This window comes from Flavobacteriales bacterium (assembly GCA_016704485.1).
In the GTDB taxonomy this organism is placed as follows: domain Bacteria; phylum Bacteroidota; class Bacteroidia; order Flavobacteriales_F; family PHOS-HE28; genus PHOS-HE28.
The window spans coordinates 1-22839 of the sequence record JADJAA010000001.1; the positions used below are offsets into that span (position 1 = coordinate 1).

The following is a 22839-nucleotide window of genomic DNA, read 5'->3' on the forward strand; positions in this document are numbered from 1 at the left end:
ACCGTGAAACGCGTTCTTTATTATTCAACTCACCTACCACTGTCACTTTTCTACAGCTCGGTACGCTCATTGAACCACATGGTTTTGTGCTGATCGGATTCAACCCCACTGGAGCCGCGGGTGATGAACAGCGGAATAATGAGACCTCCGACATCCTCTTTCCAACTATGATCGATACTGGGAACGAGATCGAGGACAATTCACGGTATGAGACTGCAAAATCACAATGGATACAAACACATCAACTAGAGTATAATGCCCTGATCAGCGGTGAGCAGCCAGGTTCTAAAGACAATGATAAATAGGTCCATGACGCGCAACTTCATTCTCTTTCTGGCCATAATAGTATTGAACTTGAGTGCATCACGATCCAGTGCCCAATGCCCGAATAACAATACAGTTATAGGCAGTATGGTAACTCCTACTTGCCCAGGGACGACCTCGATCACATGCGTGTCATCCGGGAGATATGCTAGAGTTAACGTAACCACTGGCAATACTATGTTTTCAGCACTTGCGATGGAGCAACTTACGACACGCGTATGACACTGTACAACAGTAGCGGAGGTGCTTCATTGGCTTTCAATGACGACTTCTGTGGGCTACGTTCACAAATAACTTGGACAGCAACCTTCACCGGAACGGTTCACGTACTCGTTGATCGATGGACCGGAGGCAACGCATGTGCTCATACAGGTGGTTGTGCTACCGTATCGATAACATGCAACGTCCCAATAACCAATGATGATTGTAGCGGGGCCATTGACCTTCCCGTTACGGCGAGTTGCGTCCCTGAGAACTTTTCGAATCTTCTTGCGACCGCCTCCGGAACAAGCCCCGCACCAACGTGTAGCAGCGCTCCGAATACCGATGTCTGGTTCAGGTTCACAATACCGGCCAGTGGCGTGGTAAGGATCCTATCAAGTTCCGGGTCTTTGTCCGATGGCGCAATGCAGCTCTACTCTGGAACATGCGGCAGCTTATCACTTGTAACCGGTGGTTGTGATGATGATAGTGGCCCTGGATATATGCCCTACCTGGATCGACGGTGTGCAGTTCTCACACCGAATACCACGTACTATCTCCGTTATTGGGGATACGGTGGCGCAACTGGAACATTCGACCTTTGTGTTTATTGGCCGGGCTACTTCCCCGAACCAGTAGAAGACTGCACCGGTGGCCGTACGATATGCGGTTCCCATTCGGTCAGTAACGCAACGGATTACACCGGCTGCACCGTAGATCTGAACGGGTCGAACAGAGGCTGCTTGGCATCCAATGAAAGACAAGGAACTTGGTTCCATTTCTCACCGAACAACACGGGAACAATGGAATTCCTATTGCAACCTACCAATGGTGCCGGATCTCCAGTGGATATGGATTACGATTTTGCGATCTGGGGACCAACTACCTCACTTTCCTGCCCACCGAGCGGTTCTCCGATACGATGTTCTTGGGCATACCCACCCAATGTACCGGGTTATCCAGGAAACGTCGCATACCGCACCGGACTTGCATCGGGGAATGATGACCTTTCAGAAACGGATGGAGGTGCATTCGTTAATGGATTCGTGCAACCGATAACTGTTGCCGCCACCGATGTAGGCAAGGTCTATGCGATGTACGTCGATAATTTCGACATCTCAGGCCAGACATTCGACCTTACTTGGACGTTCAGTACACCAGGCATGTTGGACTGCACTGTGCTTCCTGTCGAACTCGTGGATTTCGAGGCTAAAGTTGTCGATGAAGTGATCGAACTGTCTTGGATCACCCAAACAGAATCGAATAGTTCGCATTTCACATTGGAACATTCAGTCGATGCAACAGATTTCAAACCCATCGGATCGTTGAGCGCTGCCGGTAATTCGTTCGGCACGATCGACTATTCCTTTGATGACCCTGACCCGAATAACGGTGTCAACTACTATCGCCTTAAGCAAGTGGATCTGGACGGTACGTTCACCTACACGGACATTGTCCCGATCGAGTTCAAGAAGAGCCTTGCCACATTGGTTCCTCGACCAAATCCGGCAAGTTCCTCAATACAGATAGACCTTCCGGAAAGCTCAGCCGGGTCATGTATGGCCACAATATACGATACCGGGGGACGTATTGTACGATCGGTTTCAATTCCCGCTTGGATCGGACCATCCTTCGTGAACATTCCCTTGAACGACCTTGAGGTGGGTAGTTATATGATACAATTGATAGGTAACGACCAAATGCTTGCAGGTCGCGGGCGCTTTATCAAGGAATGATCATGCATACTTCATTAGGTGGTTCTCCATCGCATTGCGAAGGCTATGGCGATCTACCCTCAAGGCAAAATAAACTTGACATGACATTACGTGATCTACATATATTTGGTAGAACGGAAGTTTTTGGAGAGATCCAAGCTCGGCACAATGCAATTGATGCCCTTTGGAAGATCTCTTATCCAATTGCTTCCGATGCTACGTTGATCGGCACTCGTTCAAAAAGCAAAAAACTATGATCCGCGATCGTTCTCCCCATATCGCCGTCATCTGTGGCGCATTATTACTTTTCTATGCACCTTTCAGTACATTTTCACAGTGTACGAATAACAATACGTTACTGGCTGGTGGAACCATAACTCCACCATGTCCTGGCTCAATGAGCGTTCCTTGCCTGAATGCCGGCCAATATGCACGTATTGCTGTAACCACAGGTAATATATACGTATTCAGTACATGCGGGGCGACCTATGACACACGCATAACATTATACAACAATGCCGGCGGCGGTTCAATAGGATTCAATGATGACTTCTGCGGTCTGCAATCGCAAGTAACATGGGTGGCCACCTACACCGGCCAACTTCGTGTTCTTGTTGATCGCTATGTGAATTTCTTTAACACTTGCGCGCACTCAGGAGGATGTGCACCGTTGTCCATTACATGCTCCTCCCCACCACCACCAATGACCAATGACAATTGTGGAGGTGCCATTGTTCTACCTGTTATCGAGAACTGCTTCGTCCAGAATTTCACCAATGTGGGTGCCACAGCTTCCGGAACAACACCGGCACCAACATGCAGCTCAGCCCCAAATACGGATATTTGGTTCCAGTTCACCGCGCCTGCAAGTGGTGTAGTAAGGATCAATTCGAATTCGGTAACATTGAATGACGGCGCTATGCAACTGTATTCAGGCACATGTGGCAGTTTAGCGTTGGTTCCGAATGGCTGCGATGATGATAGTGGCCCTGGACTGATGCCCGATATTGACCGACGCTGTGATGCCCTAACACCAGGAGCAACGTACTATATCCGATACTGGGGATACAACAACAGTTCGGGAATATTCGACCTTTGTGTAAGAGGCCCGGAATTCTTTCCGACACCTGCCGAGGATTGCGCTGGTGGGATCACTGTTTGCGGTAGTCAAGCCATTAATAACTCAGCGGATTACACCGGATGTTCAGTAGATCTCAACATTACGAACAGAGGATGTCTCAGCGCTGGTGAACGCCAAGGTACATGGTACTACTTCTCTCCGCAAAGCTTAGGAACAATGGCATTCGTGTTGCAACCGACCAATTCTTCAGGAAATCCCGTGAACGTGGATTATGATTTTGCAATTTGGGGCCCGATGAACACAATTGCCTGTCCACCTGCAACTTTTCCATTGCGATGTACATGGGCTTACCCACCCAATGTTCCGGGATATCCCGGCAACGTAGCCTATCAAACTGGTCTGTCCGCAGGAAACTTGGACCTCTCTGAACCGGATTGGGGTCCCGCAGTGAACGGTTTCGTTAGGCCGATCGCGGTTGGAGCAGGTAACATAGGGCAGATCTATGTAATGTATGTGGACAATTTCGATATTACAGGGCAATCATTCAACCTCACGTGGAACCTGAGCACCCCGGATATGCTTGATTGCACCGTACTACCGGTTGAATTGATTGAATTCAATGCGCTAGCTCTCAAGGATCGTGTCCTGGTGAGTTGGAAGACCCAGACCGAGTCAAATTCAGATCGTTACATTATTGAACATTCAATCGATGCCGAGCGTTTCGACCCCATCGGCCACGTAATTGCCGCAGGAACATCACTAGAGACCATCGACTATGAGTATTTCCATGAACACCCTCGAACAGGCATCAATTACTATCGTTTGAAACAACTCGACCTTGACGGATCACACACATACTCCAGTGTAGCCCCGGTAGAATTCAAAAGCGATAACAACGTACTTCTTCCCAGACCGAACCCAGCCAATTCATCGATCCAGATAGACCTACCTGTTGGCTATTCGGACCAAGTGGTCCTTAACATTTTCGACGGAAGCGGGCGGATGGTCAGGGTGATCCGTGTTGCTCTTGCTAATGAACCATCCTTCGTGAACATTCCTGTTGGTGATCTGGACGCGGGCATCTATTCGATCCATTTGTTCGATCGACAGGAAAACCAGATCGGTTCTGGTCGATTCATGAAGGAATAAGACCAGAGCGCATCTCAAGATCATGCTTCGTTCCGCACTCATGCGGAATGCGAATGTGACCCTTGCGACGGACCCTGATGCACGATCCGGGTTCTGATCCCCCATAACCACCCCTATGCGTGGCTTTCGCGCCGCAGATCATCGTGTGACCCATCTACGCGCATTCAAGAACTCTTTTGAGATGCGCTCAACAATCTCCGGACCTTGGGCTGTCGACCATAACAAACTCGGAGACAGTCACAAAACTGTAAATAAGTAGCGTCATACTTGTACTGAGCAGTTATCCTAAGGGATTCCGTGCCCGATGTTCACTGTGCTTGAGGCAACCACATTGGATATTGTTCGTCATATGAGAGAATGCGTTTGGTAATGACCGGATCATTATTCTATCTTGCAGGACCATTCAACCAACATATTGGATCATTCAATGAATATCTTGGACAAACGACCTCTCTACCAAGTTGTGCTGATGTCACTGCTTTTCGTTGTGGGTTTGCCGTTATACGGACAGGTCTCGAATACCTACGTATTGCAGGCAACGGATGGCGAAATACATGAGAAAATGGTCTACGAAGTGGTTCGTTCGCTCGATCCTGAAGCCCTCGTATCGATCTCCGGACAACACTTGAAAGTGCGTTTGGACGCGTCCATAGAAGTAGCCGAACTGATCTCGGACCTCGGAACGAATGGAGGTGGGAACTTTGCCATTGACGTGTTGGCGACGCAAAAGGCAACAGCGAATAACTTTCCCATTCTGAAGAATACTGGTGCTCCAGCTCATGATGAAGCGGTGTACAATGCTGAAAAACAGGCGTGGATACAGGCACACCCTGAGGTTTATAAGGCAATGAACGAACAAGAACCATTGAAGAATGAATAGAACGTTACGCTTTGCCGCATCCGGATCTAATTCTGTTACGAACGTTGACCTATTCTCGTCATTGAGACCATTGGCACGGATCATTTTCATGGCTATTGTCTTGTTGGCAATGAATGAGAACTCATTTGCTACAACTTGCCCTGGTGCAACGGTGATAAACCCTGCAACTCTACCTATTGTGAACCAATCCCTGGTTTGTGGTGCGGCCAATGACCTTAATTCCACGAACGTGCCAGGCGCGCTATGCGGAACTGGTGACAATGCAGGTTACAAGAATGGAAATGAAGCGCTTTATTCATTCACACCAACCACTTCGGGAACCTATAATGCATGGGTGAACGGACAGGCTTGGAGTTCCATACAAATTTGGGCGGGTTGCCCTAATGGAGGTGGTACATGTATTTACGGTGATGGAAATGTTGGAACCTACACATCCATTAACGTGCCGCTTGTCGCGGGAACGAACTATTTTATTTGGTTCGATACATGGCCAACACCCAATAGCCCATGTCCTGGTCTTTTCGGTCTGAACTTACCCCCTCCACCGCTACCTGCCTGTGGTAATTCATTCTCCGATCCAGCGGGAGGTGGGAACTACCTCAACAATACCAACTTCACACGAACATATTGCCCATCCGTGGCCGGTGATATGGTCACGTTGAACTTCACACAATTTGCTACGGAGGCTGGTTGGGATATTGTCACGATCTATAACGGTCCTTCAACGGCATCTCCGGTTCTAGGTACTTATAGCGGCACCACGATACCGGGTCCCGTTACCTCAAGCGCAGTTGGTGGATGCCTAACCTTGAATTTCACTTCGGACGGTTCAGGTGTTGCGGCTGGTTGGCTTGGAAATGTCACCTGCGCTCCCCCAGTACCTCCTCCGGCTGCGTGTGGAACTACGGTGTACGATCCAGGCGGCGCTGGTGGGAACTATGCGAACAGCACCAATTTCACGGCGACCTATTGCCCTACCACTCCAGGGGATGTAGTGACCATTAATTTCACTGCATTCAATACGGAAGCAGGATGGGATTTCGTAAATATCTACAATGGTCCCACAACGGCCTCACCACTTCTTGGATCCTACAGTGGAACGGTGAGCCCGGGTGCTATAACCTCGACCGATGCAAGTGGATGCATAACACTGAACTTTACTTCCGATGGTTCAGGAGTTAGGGCGGGTTGGGCAGCGAACATCATTTGTGGTACACCTCCACCTCCTCAGGGCAATGATGATCCTTGTGGTGCCACAAGTCTAACTGTCAATACGAACTGCGCCTTCACGGCCAGCACCACATCAAATTCGACCGGAACCACAGGGCCACCGCCACCAACTTGCGCTACCTATGTTACCAGTGATGTCTGGTTCTCAGCCGTCGTACCTGCGAACGGCTCCTTGATCATTGAAACTGCCGCCGGAGTGATTACCGATGGCGGAATGTCCGTATACACGGCCCCTTCTTGTGCGGGGCCTTTCGTGCAGATCGCTTGTGATGACGATGGTGGCACAGGGTTAATGCCCGCATTGACCCTTAATGGCTTAGCACCAGGCTCTACCGTTTATATACGCTTCTGGGCATACGGTGCGTACAGCAATGGTTCATTCTCTATCTGTGTTCATACGCCACCACCGCCGCCTACTGGAGATTGTGTTTATATCCTCAATTTGTACGATAGCTGGGGCGATGGTTGGGGTACATCACAAGTTGGTGTTAGCATTAACGGAGGTGCGAATACGTGGTACACGGTAACAGGAGCAAATACACAGGTGCTATTGGGCATGAACATTAATGATGTTATTGTACTTACCTACGATGCATCAGGCCCGTTCCAGTATGAGAACAGTTATTCACTCGGTATGTTGAATGGTGGCGTCTTCTTCAACTCCGGATCTTCACCTATTGCTGGTGTTTCTTTTGCACAGTCTGTGGATTGCGTAACTCCACCGGCCGCGCCGCAGGATTGCGCTGGAGGCGTTACGATCTGTAGTGGACAACTTTAATAACAACAGTTCGAACACGGGTAATGTCAATGACCTGAATACTGCCAACCAAGGGTGTCTCCTTAGCGGCGAACGCCAAGGAACCTGGTATTATTTCTCGCCAAGTGCCTCAGGCACGATCGGGTTTACGATCACACCAACTGTACCTACGGATTACGACTTTGCACTTTGGGGACCGATGAACACTATTGCATGTCCTCCTACAGGTGCCCCCTTTGCGTTGTTCGTATGCCGCACCATATGGACCTACCGGACTTGGAAATGGAGCCGTTGACGCTACAGAAAGTGCTAGTGGGGATCGGTTCGTGAGCACCATCAATGTTCTTGCAGGTGAGATCACATCTTGTATATCGATAATTTCAGCTCAAATGGTCAAGCTTTCGATCTTGGCTGGAACTTGACCAATGGAGCTTCATTGGACTGTACCGTGCTCCCTGTGGACCTCCTCGATCTGCACGCTAGACCAATAAAAGGATCCGTAGAATTGAATTGGGCTACGGTTTCTGAGACGAATACCTCCCATTTCATAGTGGAGCGATCAATGGATGCGATCTCATTCGACCGTTTTGGCAGCCTGCCTTCCGCTGGAACGTCCGTCTCTTTGATCGATTACACTTTCGTGGATGATTTCCCATACGCTGGCAGTAACTATTACCGATTGATCCAGGTCGATCTTGACGGAACTGAAAAACCATCAAATGTTGTGCATGTGCTGTTCAAGTCCGGTGCCCCAATAGTGGTTCCGAATCCCATGTTGGACAATGCAACCGTCTACTTTGACGAACTACCGGAAGATGGCATGATATTGCGTATAATGGATGCCGGTGGGAGGATTGTTTGGAGCGTTCCCATGGGACCGGTAAATGGTTCTGGACGATTCGACTTTTCCTTGGCTGGATTTGACGCTGGTGCATACTTCCTTACGTTGACCAACGCGAATGGCACCTATGAAATGCATGCACGCTTTGTAAAGCAATAGATCGGTCATGTATTTGGTGAAAAAAGTTCTTTGGTCAAGTTCTGTCCTTAGTCGATCTGCGACCCGATCATTCGAAAGGTGGTAAATTTTTCGTGCGGATCCATCCGATTCGGGCAACGAAATGGACCAAATAAAGCAGTAACAGGGCTGTCTCGAAAGAGGCGGCCCTGTTCCATTTCCATGGTGTTCAGAAAGATTTCTGCTTAGCATATCCATTGGGGGGCCATGGCGTTTGCGCCACTTACTCTATCCCACCCGCCACTTGCTCGTTCCCGCTTCGCCAGGTGATGACAGCTGCAGATTTGCACTGTCAAACAACAACACACGCACCCCCTAACAAAACCAACTCAAATGAACTTCCAACCTCTCCACAAGCGCACTTTACTCCACACCATCCTCTTCGTGATAGCTATCGGATTCTCCGTAATGGCCAACGCCCAAGGCCATGTTATCTTCAAAGGCCGTGTGCTCCGTACCGATATCACCAGCCCAGCCGTTTCCATGATCGTTACTGATGGTGTCGACACCATGGACGTGATGATCGGCCGCCATGGCAAATACAACTTCGCTATCCCAACCAACGAGATCGTTAGCGTGATACTGACCAGCGAGAACTACATCACCAAAGAGATCAAGCTTGATACCCACAACGCTCCTGAAGCTAAGGGTCCATTTGCTCGCACGGCGCAGGTAGAGTTCTATGTGGAGCTGGAGCCTCAATCAACGACGCAGCCCATGATGTACAGCGGTCTCGCAGGAAGCATCTATTTCGCACCACAAGGCGAAGGTGTTCGGACGATGATCGTTCCTACGCCACAACCAAAGAACATGCTGGTTTCCAACACCTTTACCGCAGCGTTGTAAGTAAATCCCTTCTTCGGAAAATGGGCCGCCTCAGAGCGGCCTTTTTCCGTTTCCGGGGTTTAAAGTCTGTATTCCGAAATGCATGTTCATCATGGCCTTCAACCTATTTCCGCCACTTGCTCTCTCCCACCCGCCACTTGCTCATTCCTGCTTCGCCAGGGGTTAAGGCAGCCGCAGATTTGCACTGTCGAACAACAACACACACCCCTAACAAAACCAACTCAAATGAACTTCCAACCACTTCACAAACGCACGCTTCTCCACACAGCTCTCTTCATCATCGCTGTAACATGCTCACTCTTCGCCAATGCACAAGGCCACGTGGTCTTTAAAGGCAGCATATTAATGGCCCAATCCACCAATGCTGAAGTTTCCATGATCGTTACCGATGGCGTGGATACCATGGATGTAATGATCGGCTGCCATGGCCAGTACAATTTCGCAGTGCCTACCAACGAGACCGTTAGCGTGATCCTTACCAGCGAAGAACACATCACCAAAGAGATCCTACTCGATACCCACAATGCACCAGTAGCAAAAGGCCCATTCGCACGCCCAGAAAACGTAGAATTCTACGTGCAACTAGAGCGCCAGGACAAGAACTACCCAATGGAATATGATGGCTTGGCCGGCAAGATCTACTTCACCCTACTTGGAGAGGGTGTTCGCACCTTGCTCGTGCCTACACCACAGGCCAAGAACATGCTGGCTAGCAATGCCATTGCCGCAAAGTTGTAAGCCTTTTGCATCTCGGAAATGAGGCCGCTAGATGCGGCCCTTCTCCGTTTTTATATACTCGTTCGGTCCTAGAGTGCTATCTTTCGCCTCGCAACAAAAGCGAACCAAGAATGACCGAACTCTCCGCCGTGATCGTGGACGACGAACAACACTGTAGAGATGCCCTTAGCGGTATCCTCGAACGGAAGCATAAGAACATCAAGTTATTGGGTATGGCCACCAATGTGCCGGATGGTGTTGCCTTACTCGGCAAGGTTAAACCCAAGATCCTATTCCTGGATATTGAAATGGGCAATCAGACCGGGTTCGATCTGCTCCAAACGATAGGTCCTGACAGGCCACATGTGATCTTTACGACTGCCTGATGAGGGCTTTGCGGTTAAGGCCATTCGCTTCAGCGCCTTGGACTATCTTCTGAAACCTGTGATCCGGACGAGCTGGAGAGTGCTATCGCAAAAGTGCTTCAAGCAGAACGCACACCACAGACGCCTGGATCAATTCATGGCGTTAATGAAGAACTTAACGCAACCCAAGAGCGCGGAAAGACGAATTGCATTGCCGGTCGCGGAGGGTTTGGAAATGGTGGATGTGGACAACATTACCTACTGCGAAAGTGATAGCAATTACACTGTGGTCCATCAAACAGATAAAAAACGCTTGGTGATCAGCCGAACGCTGAAGGAGTTCGAGGACATCTTGGACCCTGAGCGTTTTATTCGCGTACACCATTCATACTTGATCAACGTAAAACACATCACCAAATACATTCGCGGAGAAGGTGGCGAAGTGATCATGAGCGATGGTACGAACGTGGCTGTAAGCCGAAGGAAGAAGCAGGAGCTGATGGATAGTTTGGCTCGGTTGTAAGGATATTGGTCCAAAATGGGTCGTGGCACCGAACCAATACCGACCTTCGCGCCCCATGAACGTGCTTTCTGTAGAACGCCTTGCCAAACGGTACGGGCCACGCCAATTATTCGAGAATATTTCCTTCGGTCTGGAGCGTGGTCAGAAAACCGCGATCGTTGCTCGGAATGGTACCGGAAAAAGCACCCTGCTTAAATGCATTGCCGGACTGGAAAAGCCGGATAGTGGCATCATTACCTTCAACAAGGGCCTGACCACCGGTTATTTGGACCAGAGCGTGGAGATGAATTCCACCCATTCCTTGTTGGATGAAATGTTGGACCAGAACGACCCTGTGACCAACGCCGTGAGAGCCTATGAACACGCTGTAGCCAAGGGTGCTGATGCAGATACTATGCAAAAGGCCATTGAGCTCATGGAGGAGAATAAAGCATGGGATCATGAAGCCCGTGTAAATGTCCTGCTGCACCGCTTCGGACTGCGTGATATGGAGCAACCTGTCAATACATTAAGTGGTGGCCAGCAGAAGCGCCTTGCCATGGCAAAGGTCTTGATCCATGCCCCGGATGTCTTGATCCTCGACGAGCCGACCAACCACCTAGATGTGGATATGATCGAGCAATTGGAGGATGAACTGAATGCACCCAACATGACCGTATTGTTGGTGACGCACGATCGCTATTTTCTGGACAACGTGTGCGACGAGATCATTGAAATGGAGTTCGGTGATTTCACACGCTTCAAAGGCAACTACAGTTACTACGTGGAGAAGAAAGCGCTGCTGGATGATGTGCGGGATGCCACTCAGCACCATTTGCGCGGCCTCATGAAGAGCGAGCTGGAATGGGTCCGCAAAATGCCTAGAGCACGTGGCACGAAAAGCAAGAGCCGCTTGGATGCATTCGATAAGATCAAAGCGGATGCCACCAAAAAATTCGATCGCGAACAAGTGAAGATCGATGTGAAAACAGAGCGATTGGGCGGCAAGGTCATCGAAGCACGTAACCTCACCATGGGATTCGGGGATCGCAATGATCCTGAGACCTACAAACCGATCGTGGAGCACTTCAACTATTCCTTGAAGCGCGGTGACCGCATTGGTATTGTTGGACCTAATGGCATTGGTAAGAGTACGTTCATCGACCTGCTCACGAAACAACAGGAACCCGACATGGGTAAAGTGACCATCGGCGACACGGTGGTTCTGGGCACATTCGGCCAGCAGGGATTAAAACTTACGGAGGACAAACGCATCATTGAAGTGGTGCGCGAGATCGCCGAACTTATTCCGTTGAACAAAGGCAAAACACTGACCGCAAGTGGTTTGTTGGAACGCTTCCTGTTCGATAAGGACAAACAATTCCAATACGTAAGCACGCTGAGCGGTGGTGAGAAGCGCCGACTGTATCTGTGTACAGTGCTTATGAAGAACCCGAACGTTCTGATCCTGGACGAACCTACGAATGATCTTGATATTCCTACGCTCAATGCGTTGGAGGATTTTCTCGTGGACCTGGATATTTGTTTGCTGATCGTTAGCCATGATCGTTTTTTCATGGACAAACTGTGTACGAAATTGCTTGTCTTCAAGGGTGCAGGCGAGATCAAGGAATGGATCGGATCCTTTACCGAATTACGCGAACGCGAAAAGGATGAACTGGCTTTGGCATCGATCAAAAAGACTGCTCCGCCAATGATCGTCGTAGAGAAGAGCAAGGACCGCAAGCCAGAGAACAAACTCACTTTTGCCGAACGCTTGGAGTTGAAGAAGATCGATAAGGAAATGCCCAAGCTCGAGGTGAAAAAAACTGAGCTGCTTGGAAAAATGGTCGCCGATAGTGCGGATCATCATGCCATCATGGAACACTCGGTCGCATTGGAAAAGATCACTTCCGAGCTGGAACGCATAACCGACCGCTGGTTGGTATTGAGCGAGAAGGAAGAGTAATTCCAGTTCCCGCGAGGATCAGCATCAGAATTTCGCACACGGAACGATCCGACGCTTCGATGCTGACCGACGCTTATAACGGCTGGCGACCTCGTATCCTAGGGTCAGTTCATGCGCACCGCCACTTCCTCCTCCCAATTTGGAAATGGTTAGATCATAACTATATCCTATGCGAAGATCATTCACGATGAACCCTACGAGTACAGCAACAGCATCGTTATTGCCATATCCTGGCGCATACGACTTGAACACCGGGATCCCGCGATACCATAGCCCAACGTAAAAAGGATTACGTTCGAAATAGGCACCTATGTCCAACTGATCGTACTTACCCTGCGATTTGAAATTGAACGCGAAGACCACGCTTTGCGGATGTTCCATGATCACCGGAGTGTGCATCGTCATAAGATAACCGCCATGCAAACTGAATTTTCGCGGAACAACTGAGGTGTTCTCCAACAGTGACTGGTTCGGCTTATTGAGGTGATGGATCGAGAAGCCTAGCCATAATTTCGGTGTAAAGAACAAGGCACCTGCCCCGGCATCCATGTACCCGATGCTGGTACGCGGCCGTTCCGTATTGATACCTGTTTCACCTCCACGCGCAAGCTGGTCCCCAAAGACCAGATCCGAATAATCGACGGAATGGTTCACCCAGCCAAGTTGAAGTGCCGGACGAATGAAAACCTTTCGTTTCAATTCGATCTCATAGGCGAACTGACCTGCAACGCACGAGTAACGAAGTCCTCCAGATCCAGCTTTGTCGTGGGTCACCAACAATCCCACACCGCTATGGATCTCTTTCAAGTAATGATCCATCGCAAAATTTGCGGTTACGAAAGCTCCGGGAATTGCTGGCCATTGATCACGAACAGCCAACCCGAATCGGGTCTGTAGTCCAGTGCCTGCGAAGCCCGGCCCCATATAGGTCGGCGAAGCATAGAACTGCGTGAACTGTGCATCCTGTGCAACTACTTGGAATGTTGCTATCGCGATGAACGATGCAAACAATACATTGCGGTACGTGTACATGAGCAACTTCAAAAAGTCCGCTTGTGGGCGGACTCTTTGAAGTGTACTTCCATATGCCGGTACGCTGTTAGTCATTCTTACTAATACCAGCGCTTGCACCACCTGGCATCATAAGTATGTCAAATGGCATTTCGCGTGTATCGCTGATCACGGCTTTCGCATGTATCTCACTGGCGTAGGTAGCATAACCACTGGCTTCTACTGCTATCTTGTACCGATGACCAGGTTCCAATACCATCAGGTACCTACCGGTCGTCTGGTTACTATTGTATACACCCAGTATCTCTTCTCCTGTCATATCGGTCAAAATGATCCGTGCCCTCAACGGATCGTCACTTGCATCGGCTACAACACCGCGAACAACCACGTAGTTCAGCTGTGACCCTGGGAACACCACTTGATAGATGTCCTGCATACCCATACCACCAGGACGCTCGGAAGAGAAATACCCCGTGTATCCATCTTCACTCAAACAGAAATAAATATCGTCGTTCACTGTATTCAGTGGGTAACCCATGTTCTCCGCAGTACCCCATCCGTTCATATCAGGATCCAACAATACCGACTTGAAAATGTCATAACCTCCCATGGTGTTATGCCCATTGCTGCTAAAGAACAACGTGGTTCCATCGCTATGAATGAAAGGTGCGTCCTCATCATATTCCGTATTGATCGTAGGACCTAGGTTCAACGGCATGCTCCATTCGTTGTTCGGTAATCGCCGGATGCGGTAGATATCACGCCCACCATGGCCACCTTCGCGATCACTGGTAAAATAGATCTCATCACCGCCAGGTGCAATGCTCGCGCTTGGCTCATGTGCAGTGGAGTTGATCTTATCGGTCATCAACTCGGGTAACTGCCATTCGCGACTATGCATGCGTGCTTCATAAAGATCACCGCTGACCAGATTCTTCTGCGTGCGGTAGATGATCATCGAGCTACCGTCCGGACTCAGACCCACGGTTGCATCATGGACCATTGAATTCAGGCTCGGTCCAGCATTGACCGCGTTGGTCCAGATCTCATCGATCCGTTTTGCTGAATAGATATCCTCGAACCACTGACCACTTGGGTCTTTGAGTCCACCGGTCGTACCTGAGCGACGTGAAGTGAAAAACATCGTGTTGCCATCTGCCGTTACAAGAGGACAATAATCATGAGCTTCGGAATTGACCATTGAACCCATATTGCGGATCTCCAGCTCTAACGGTTGTCTTACCATTTCCTTGGCTTTTGTGACCATCGCTAGTTGACGTTCGACCTCGACATCATTCCGCTCCCGCATTTTCAAGCTTTTGTAACTGGTGAAAAGATCAAGTGCTTGATCGAATCGTTGCTGACGATGGCGCGCCATACCCAATTCGTAAATAGCTTCAATATGTCCATGACGTGCCGCATGCTCGAACATTGCCGCCGCCTTGTCTTTCTGTCCCGGCATATGTATCATGCACATCCCCATTTCATAATAGACGGGGGAGAATGTGGTATCGACCGGCAACAATCGCTTGTAAAGCTTGGCGGCTTCCTCCAGATCATCATGATCCAAAGCATCTTTGGCCTGATCCAACATTTCGTTATGGATCCGCTTGTAATTGTTCTGCGCCGACAAAGCGGTTGCTACACAGATCGTGATCGTGGTGAGTAAAATCTTCATGATTTCAACGGAGTAATGTGAGGTCACCTTTTTGAACGGTCTCGCGACCGTCACTGAATTTGGCAAATGCTTTCCAGACGTAGACATCCTGTTTCGCAGGTTCTCCACGGTAATAACCATCCCAACCGATCATGATGTCGGTGGTAGCGAATATCAACTCGCCCCATCGGTCATAGATCTTCAGGTCAAACTGTTCCACTCCGCTATGCAACGGAAAGAAAAAGTGGTTCTCGAAACTGCGTGGATCATATTCACCATTCGTAGGTCCATCCAGCGCAGGTGTGAACGCATTCGGGAATTGTAGATCACCAGCAGCTTCGCCGGTAACAGCACCGATCACCGTGAAGGTATCGGGACAATTCCACTGATTATTTGCGATCATTACCACGTCATACGTACCTGGGTCCAAATAGTTGTGCTCGGGGTTCATATCCGTGGATATAACGCCATCGCCGAACTGCCATGAATAATCAGTTGCGTTACTGGAAAGATTGTAGAAATACACGGTCTCCGACGGTACTACTACCTCTTCAGGTTGTGATACGAAAAATGCAGTAGCTTTAGGATGTACTATCACCGAATCGACCTTTGTTGCTAAGCTTGTCATTCCCCCTTGTCCGTATGCGGTCAATGTCACCGTGTACGTTCCAGGAACGTTGAATGTATAGATGGGATCATCCGCAGAACTGGTGCTTCCATCACCAAATTGCCACAGATAGGTCAACCCTTGCCAAGATGTATTCGTGAAATCCACCGTCAACGGAACACAACCTTCTCCTGAACCGATGAAATTAGCTGTTGGTAATGGAGGTAGGATCACGACCTCCTGTATTGCGGTGTCGGAGCAGATCGCGCTACTTACGATAAGTGAAACTTGATATGTACCCCACGTGCTATATGTGTGCGCCGTGATCGTTTGCGTATTAAAGGTCGTTCCATCGTCTAGGTTCCATAAGTATGTCCAGGCACCCGCAGCACTGTTGTTCGCAAAATTCACGGTTGCATTCGGAAATTGCTGTGTGAACGGGGTTGCTTGCAAAGCTGCATTCGGTACAGGATGTACCTGAATTGTAACTGACGATGTCGCTGTACAACCATATGCTGAAGTGGTTGTTAGCGTGATGACCCGGGTCTGGATGGAGTTCGTTGAATTCACATAGGTGTGTATAGGGTTCTGCTCAGCGAGTATTACGCCATCGCCCATGGTCCATAGATAGTTTACCGCACCTACACTGGAATTGATGATATTGGAAATGAATGGCGAACAAACAACCGTATCTATACTAAAGACCGCTGTTATTGGCGGGAAGACTTCGATCTGACTTGTTGCGGTATCCGAACAACCGTGGATGGTAGAAGCGATCAGAACAGGATCATATAAAACAGGATCCGAAGAGGTATTGCTGTAAGTATGGGAAACATTACCTGGTCCACCGTTCACTGTTTGGCCATCTCCAAGATCCCATGCAAGGTTCGTTGCACCAATGCTCAGATCCTCCAGATCGACCAATAATGGCTGACAACCGGCCTGTGAGCTTGGAACGAATTGCGCTATTGGCTGCGGATGAACGAACATCTGTGCATAGGCTGTGTCCGTGCAACCAAATGAATTCGTCGCGATCAATGAAGCATTGAACACAACATCGTTCAAGCCTTGATTAGCATAGATATGGGAGGGCGAGCTTAACGTATCGGTCTGTCCATCACCAAAGTCCCATGTGTAAGCGCTGGCACCCGAACTCACGTTGGCAAATGCAGCATTCAATGGGGCACACCCTGAAGTATCGGTTACAAATCCAGATGTAACCAAAGGATAAACTTGGATCGTTTCTGATACGGTACTGGTGCAACCATGATCTGTGGAAACGGTTAACGAGACATTGAAATTCGTTGCCCAAGGACCGGAATAGTTGGTCCATGAATGTGCATGAACAGCATCTGTCGTATCAGAGGACATACCATCACCATATGTCCAATGGAATTCATTTGCTCCGGTGCTTTGGTTGGTCATTTGGGCAGTGAATGGATGACAGCCAGCCACGGTATCCAACGAGAATTGTGCTGTAGGATCAGGATATACCGTGACGATGGAAGATGTCGTATCCATACAACCGAATGCATTTGCTCCGATCAACGTTACCGGTAACTGAAGATCATTGGTACTATTATTCACATAGATATGTGTTGGCGATGGCCCTGTTCCCGTTGTACCATCACCATAATCCCATTCATAGCTGACCGCACCGACCACTGAAGGGAACGTTACAGACAAAGGGCTACAACCGCTATCCGGCAATGCTGTGAAATTGAATTCGGGTGTAGGATATACCAAGATCTGTTGACTAACGGTATCTGCACAGCCCGAGCTTGAATTTGCGATCAACGTGATCGTGTGTATGTCCAAGAAATAAGATATATTCACATATTGATGTGATGGAGAAACCAAAGTCGAAGTCGTACCATCGCCGAAATTCCATTCATACGAATTCGCTGCGGTACTTTGATTCGTGAAATCCACATCGAATGGCGCGCAACCCGGCATTGCATTATGCGAGAATTGAGCATGAACCGGCGGACTTACCGTGATCAATGTCGTTGTAGTATCCGAACAACCTGTTCCTGTACCAACGATCAATTGAACGGTATATATGCTATCCTGTGTTCCTGTGTTGATGTACGTATGACTTGCAGACCAGCTGGTGCTGGTGCCACCGTCACCGAAGGTCCAGTCTGCTGTAGTACCACCGATACTGTTGTTCGTTAGATCAACCAACATAGGAGAACAGCCGATCTGTGCACTGGGTGTCACATCAGCAATTGGTTTGGCCTCCACAGTAACGCTAAGAGCACCACTACTTGCACAATACGGAGTGGTTACGTCAAGCGTCACTGAATAGGTGCCTGATCCTGTGTAAAGATGATAAGGGGACTCATCGGAACTTGTGGTTCCATCGCCCAGATCCCAACTCCAGGTCGTTATTTCATTCCCCACCTCGAATGTTGAAAGGTCAATAAAACTTGCAGTCTCCCCTTCGCATACATTCTGTGCTCCGATCTGCACCACGGGCGGTTCGAATACATTCACGATCCGTGTTGTAACATCAGAGCATTGCAGCGCATTCGTAGCTGTTAATGAGATCGTATACTCACCGGGTGTATTATAGGTGTGCGGCGCTGGGGTCAACAACGAGCTCGTTGAACCATCACCAAAATCCCACAAATACTGTAATGCACCGGCAGTGGTATTGGTGCAGTTAACGGTCAGGGTATTGCAAGCAGCGCTAATGTCCAAGGTGAATGCTGCCGTTGGGCTAGGTAGTACCACAATATCCACATACGCGGTATCTGCACAGCCGGCGGCACTTTGCACGCTGGCCGTATATCCTACTGTATACGTACCTACAGTATTGAACGTATGGCTTTGATCGCCTGCTGCTGTCCAATTGAATCCCGCACCATTGTCGAAGTCCCACTCAAAGTAATTCGCACCACCGTTCGTGGTCTGGTTGAATGTAACGGTCTCACCGGCGCATACTGTATCAGGTGAAACAGAAAGTGTTACTGAAGGTGGTGGAATAATATTGATCGTTATGCGAGCCGTGTCAATACCACAGACATTGCTGTCCAACATCACCACATCATATGAACCTATTGCAGGATACGCAATGGTGTGCGGGAATGAAACCGGCCAAGGCGTCCAGTTCAGGATAGAGTCCTGTCCCGTTCCCCAATAATCACCGAAATTCCAATACTCATACCGCTGATAGATATTACCCTGATTGATGCAATTACGCAACGAGTTATTCAAGAAAGTAACTTCATTATCCGGCCAACAGAGCAGCGTAGCGGATGGGGTGATCACCGCCGTGTCGAGATCCCAGATCCGGATCGGATTGAACGTTGCAACGCTCACACCACCCTGCAACGTGTTGCATTCATTCGCTGCTGTCAATCGAACTGTGGTCTCACAACTGACCGTACCTGGCATGTACATGTGTGAGATGGTCTGACCAAAATTCGTGTGATCCATGGTCTGTATTGGACTTCCATCTCCAAAGTCCCATTCGAATACAGTGTTGGGCGATACGTTCGTGCTGCTATTCGTGAATTGTACGGCCTGCGGGGCGCACACTTGCGTAAGGCCACCAACAGGGATCTGAATGGACGCACTGGAGCTTTCCTCCATGATCAACGTACCGATGACCTGGCAGCCGGTGGCCAACTCAGTGAACGTGATAGTGTACTCAGCTACCGATACAGGATACAGATGCGTTACTGTCTGGGGCGGCGCAAGTGATGCCCCGATCTGTAACGGGCCGCCAGCACCCCAATCAATACTGTAATCGGCAACTGCATTCGGCGTAGCCAGTACCAACGTATAATTCGCACCGGAACAACTGTACCAGGTGGGAGTACCTGAAGGCACACCATCATAGTCATAAAGCTGCGGACATTGGCCAATTACGGACAATGACAACACGGTTGAGGTAAGGAATATGACGTTCCGGATTTTAAGCACGGGTCAGTTGATAGTACGCCGTTGTACGCACGCTTGCCTGGAAAGGATACAATTATCAGGATAGACCTGACCTGCCTAGTTCTTACCAGACCCGTCGATCGCTTACGATAACCTGCTCACCACTATTCACGTATAGAGGTGACCGCACAGCATCAATTGCGAACCGATGACCATCCAAATAATCAAGTAAGACCAATGGAACATTACGACCTATGTGTGATCGGCGCAGGCCCTGCAGGGTATGCTGCCGCAATGCGTGCATTGGACTTCGGAAAGAATGTACTGCTCGTAGAACGGGATCGCGTAGGTGGAACCGGAATCTATAATGGAGCGCTCTCCTCCAAGACCCTATGGGAAGTATCGCAGCGCGTATCGAGCACGAACGAACTTATGCGAGGACGGGATAGGGAGCCCTTCCGACTTACTTGGGGGGAGATCCACAAGTCCATGCAAGAGGCCATCTTCGATCGAAAATACCTTTATGCGTGCCACATCCAGCTTCTAATGACCCAAGGCTATAAGCACGGAGCCGGGAAACTAAAACACGAACGAGGAGTTGCCAGTATTCTCGGTCCGAACATGATCTCCATTGAAAATGGATCCGGTTCAATACACGTTCGAGCGGACAATGTTGTCATTGCTACCGGAAGCAGACCTAGGTCCCTTCCAGGTATCGACGTGGACGAAGTGCGGATCATGACCAGCGATGGTATTTTCAACATTACAGCTTTGCCTAAGAGCATTGTGATCATTGGAGCTGGTGTGATCGGTTGTGAATTCGCTACGATCTTCTCCAATCTCGGGAGTACCAAAGTGCATCTGGTGGATCGTGCCGAACGGATCTTGCCTTTCGAGGACAGTGACGTTTCCGACCTTATCGCTAAGAATCTCCAAAAACGCGGCGTCGTAATTCACCGTTCAGCTAAGTTGGACCACATTGGTGTTGTTGATGACCAAGTAGAATATTCCCTATCCTATCCGGATGGTCGATCGGAGACGATACGCGTGGAAAAGGCGTTGGTCTCCGTGGGTCGCACACCGAATATCCGTGACCTAGGTCTGGAAAATGCCGGCGTTGAGTTCAACCCGGAAACAAAATGTCCTGTGATCAATGATACCGCAACATCAAAACCTTGGATCCATATCGTAGGCGATGCATCATCCAAGAACATGTTGGTGAATCTCGGCGAAATGGAGGGTCGACATGCAATTGAACGCATCTGGTGTGGACGTACTGAACCGCTTTCCTATGATAATGCAAGTACGATCATGTTCCTGGACCCGGAAGTTGCGGGCGTTGGTTTGAACGAACGCGAATGCCAGCAACGTGGCATTTCATATCGCGTTGCGCGGATCGACTATTCATGTCTTGCCCGTGCGATCGCCATGCGCCGTACCAAAGGATTCTTCAAAGTGATCGTCACGAACGATGATCAGATGCGCGTACTCGGTATGCGCGCCGTTGGCGAACATGCTTCCAGTGCCATAGAAGCTGTAGCCCTAATGATCAAACTCTCCATTCCGATCAATGAACTGGCCGAATTGATCCATCCGCACCCAAGTATTACGGAAGGTGTTCAGGAATGTGCTCGCATGCTTTTAGGCAAGAGCGTATTCAATCCAAGCGTATTCGATGATCGCATGCGATGCTACACGTGGACACCAGCGTTGAAAGACCTGGTCGCTGCTTGACCAACGTCAACGGGCTGAGAGAAAGGGTGCGATGGACACACCTTTGGGATCCATTTGTTCTATTCACTGAGGCTGTGGGATACCCGGGTCCGAGAACGCGGGGTTGTTAACGTAATCCAAATCCGTTAGAGAGTTCAAGAAAGCCAGCAATTCAGCTTTCTTCTGTGGGGTCAAAGACAGCCCACCCGTTGTGTACTTCATGTTCGGATCAATGGTCGTGGACGCATGACCACCCGAATTGTAATGTTCTATTACCTCCTCCAATGTCTGGAAACGACCATCATGCATGTAAGGTGCGGTCAATGCCACATTCCGTAGGCTGGGTGTTTTGAATTTGCCCATATCCTGAGGCAGTCCTGTAATTCCGCCAAGACCGAGATCGGTAAATACGGCGTCCAAACCATTGTTCCTTATCACTCCATCAGTGAATAAACTTCCGCCGTGCGGATGGCAGTGAAAACAATCAGCACCACCCTGTCCTGCAGGTACATCAGGCGGAAATCCACCCTCCAGTTGTGTCAGCTGAATGCCGTTCTGCTCTTCAGGAGTTAGTGCTATCTCGAAACGAAGTGCTTGGTCGAATCTGGAATTCCCACTGATCAGCGTGCGTAAGAATTGAGCAATTGCCTTTGCCGCTCTTAGTGAATCAATATCCGTTCCCCCGAATGCAGATTCGAACAACTGACGGTATGCTTCATCCGCCTGCAACTTGGCGACCGCATTCGGCCATGTCTCGTGCATTTCGATCGGGTTCATTACGGGTTGCAATATCTGCTGCTCCAAGGTGGCAGAACGCCCATCCCAAAAGAAATTCGTACCCCACCCTAAATTCATCAAAGCCATGCTATTTCGATCACCCTCCAGACCATCTATCCCTGTACTGAACTGATTGGGAGCATCACTGAATGCCGAAGCTGGTGAATGACAAGTGGAACAACTCTGCGTATTGTCTCCACTCAAGCGTTCTTCGTAGAATAAAAAACGACCCAATGCAATACCCTCAACGGTCATGGGGTTATCCGAAGGAATGGGCATCTGTGGAAAACCTTGCGGAATTGCCAATGCATAGGGAGTCCCAACTGGCTGTGGTGCCGGCGTATCGGGCTCCAATGGTTGCTCCGGTTTGCATGAACCCAATAGGGCAACACCCAATGTGATCGAAAAAAACGTTTGTGCAATACCCAT

The 22839-nt window shown here is 49.4% G+C and carries 18 protein-coding genes; 14 read left to right on the forward strand and 4 right to left on the reverse strand.

Annotated elements, in window-relative coordinates:
* The 13 genes from IPF95_00005 to IPF95_00065 form a co-directional block, all read left to right on the forward strand.
* On the forward strand, positions 1 to 305 hold a 305-nt coding region (locus tag IPF95_00005; protein MBK6473076.1), incomplete at its 5' end, for a hypothetical protein.
* Positions 306 to 542: 237 nt separating this feature from the next.
* On the forward strand, positions 543 to 2261 hold the full coding sequence (locus tag IPF95_00010) for a hypothetical protein (protein ID MBK6473077.1): 1719 nt from the start codon (positions 543 to 545) through the stop codon (positions 2259 to 2261).
* Positions 2262 to 2263: 2 nt separating this feature from the next.
* Positions 2264 to 2497: a hypothetical protein gene (locus tag IPF95_00015; GenBank protein MBK6473078.1), complete on the forward strand. Its 234-nt coding sequence runs from the start codon at positions 2264 to 2266 to the stop codon at positions 2495 to 2497.
* Positions 2494 to 4470, forward strand: coding sequence for a T9SS type A sorting domain-containing protein (locus IPF95_00020; protein ID MBK6473079.1), 1977 nt, complete (start codon positions 2494 to 2496; stop codon positions 4468 to 4470). The genes IPF95_00015 and IPF95_00020 overlap by 4 nt, the downstream gene beginning before the upstream one ends.
* Before the next feature lie 427 nt (positions 4471 to 4897).
* Positions 4898 to 5350 (forward strand): hypothetical protein, encoded by a 453-nt coding sequence (locus IPF95_00025; protein ID MBK6473080.1) that lies wholly within the window; start codon positions 4898 to 4900, stop codon positions 5348 to 5350.
* Positions 5343 to 7358 (forward strand): hypothetical protein, encoded by a 2016-nt coding sequence (locus IPF95_00030; GenBank protein ID MBK6473081.1) that lies wholly within the window; start codon positions 5343 to 5345, stop codon positions 7356 to 7358. Before IPF95_00025 ends, IPF95_00030 begins: the two co-directional genes overlap by 8 nt.
* On the forward strand, positions 7345 to 7632 hold the full coding sequence (locus IPF95_00035; protein MBK6473082.1) for a hypothetical protein: 288 nt from the start codon (positions 7345 to 7347) through the stop codon (positions 7630 to 7632). Before IPF95_00030 ends, IPF95_00035 begins: the two co-directional genes overlap by 14 nt.
* Before the next feature lie 69 nt (positions 7633 to 7701).
* The gene (locus tag IPF95_00040) at positions 7702 to 8337 is read left to right on the forward strand and encodes a T9SS type A sorting domain-containing protein (protein ID MBK6473083.1); all 636 of its coding nucleotides are present in this window, start codon (positions 7702 to 7704) and stop codon (positions 8335 to 8337) included.
* 351 nt (positions 8338 to 8688) lie between these two features.
* Positions 8689 to 9201, forward strand: a complete 513-nt coding sequence (locus tag IPF95_00045) for a hypothetical protein (GenBank protein MBK6473084.1) — start codon at positions 8689 to 8691, stop codon at positions 9199 to 9201.
* 225 nt (positions 9202 to 9426) lie between these two features.
* Complete coding sequence (locus tag IPF95_00050; protein MBK6473085.1) at positions 9427 to 9939, forward strand: hypothetical protein; 513 nt, start codon at positions 9427 to 9429, stop codon at positions 9937 to 9939.
* A 110-nt stretch (positions 9940 to 10049) separates the two neighbouring features.
* On the forward strand, positions 10050 to 10304 hold the full coding sequence (locus tag IPF95_00055; GenBank protein ID MBK6473086.1) for a response regulator: 255 nt from the start codon (positions 10050 to 10052) through the stop codon (positions 10302 to 10304).
* Positions 10305 to 10449: 145 nt separating this feature from the next.
* Complete coding sequence (locus IPF95_00060) at positions 10450 to 10806, forward strand: LytTR family transcriptional regulator (GenBank protein ID MBK6473087.1); 357 nt, start codon at positions 10450 to 10452, stop codon at positions 10804 to 10806.
* Positions 10807 to 10861: 55 nt separating this feature from the next.
* Complete coding sequence (locus tag IPF95_00065; GenBank protein ID MBK6473088.1) at positions 10862 to 12754, forward strand: ABC-F family ATP-binding cassette domain-containing protein; 1893 nt, start codon at positions 10862 to 10864, stop codon at positions 12752 to 12754.
* Positions 12755 to 12778: 24 nt separating this feature from the next.
* On the opposite strand, the gene IPF95_00070 is transcribed toward IPF95_00065, so the two are convergent.
* From IPF95_00070 to IPF95_00080, 3 genes are all read right to left on the reverse strand, one after another.
* On the reverse strand, positions 12779 to 13786 hold the full coding sequence (locus tag IPF95_00070) for a type IX secretion system membrane protein PorP/SprF (protein MBK6473089.1): 1008 nt from the start codon (positions 13784 to 13786) through the stop codon (positions 12779 to 12781).
* A 67-nt stretch (positions 13787 to 13853) separates the two neighbouring features.
* Entirely contained in the window at positions 13854 to 15443 is a 1590-nt protein-coding gene (locus IPF95_00075) for a PD40 domain-containing protein (protein MBK6473090.1), read from the reverse strand.
* Positions 15444 to 15447: 4 nt separating this feature from the next.
* Complete coding sequence (locus IPF95_00080) at positions 15448 to 19920, reverse strand: PKD domain-containing protein (GenBank protein ID MBK6473091.1); 4473 nt, start codon at positions 19918 to 19920, stop codon at positions 15448 to 15450.
* A 237-nt stretch (positions 19921 to 20157) separates the two neighbouring features.
* On the opposite strand from IPF95_00080, the gene IPF95_00085 reads away from it, so the two are divergent.
* Positions 20158 to 21654, forward strand: coding sequence for an NAD(P)/FAD-dependent oxidoreductase (locus IPF95_00085; protein MBK6473092.1), 1497 nt, complete (start codon positions 20158 to 20160; stop codon positions 21652 to 21654).
* Between the two features lie 63 nt (positions 21655 to 21717).
* Here the strand turns inward: IPF95_00085 and IPF95_00090 are convergent, their stop codons facing one another.
* On the reverse strand, positions 21718 to 22839 hold the full coding sequence (locus IPF95_00090) for a cytochrome-c peroxidase (GenBank protein ID MBK6473093.1): 1122 nt from the start codon (positions 22837 to 22839) through the stop codon (positions 21718 to 21720).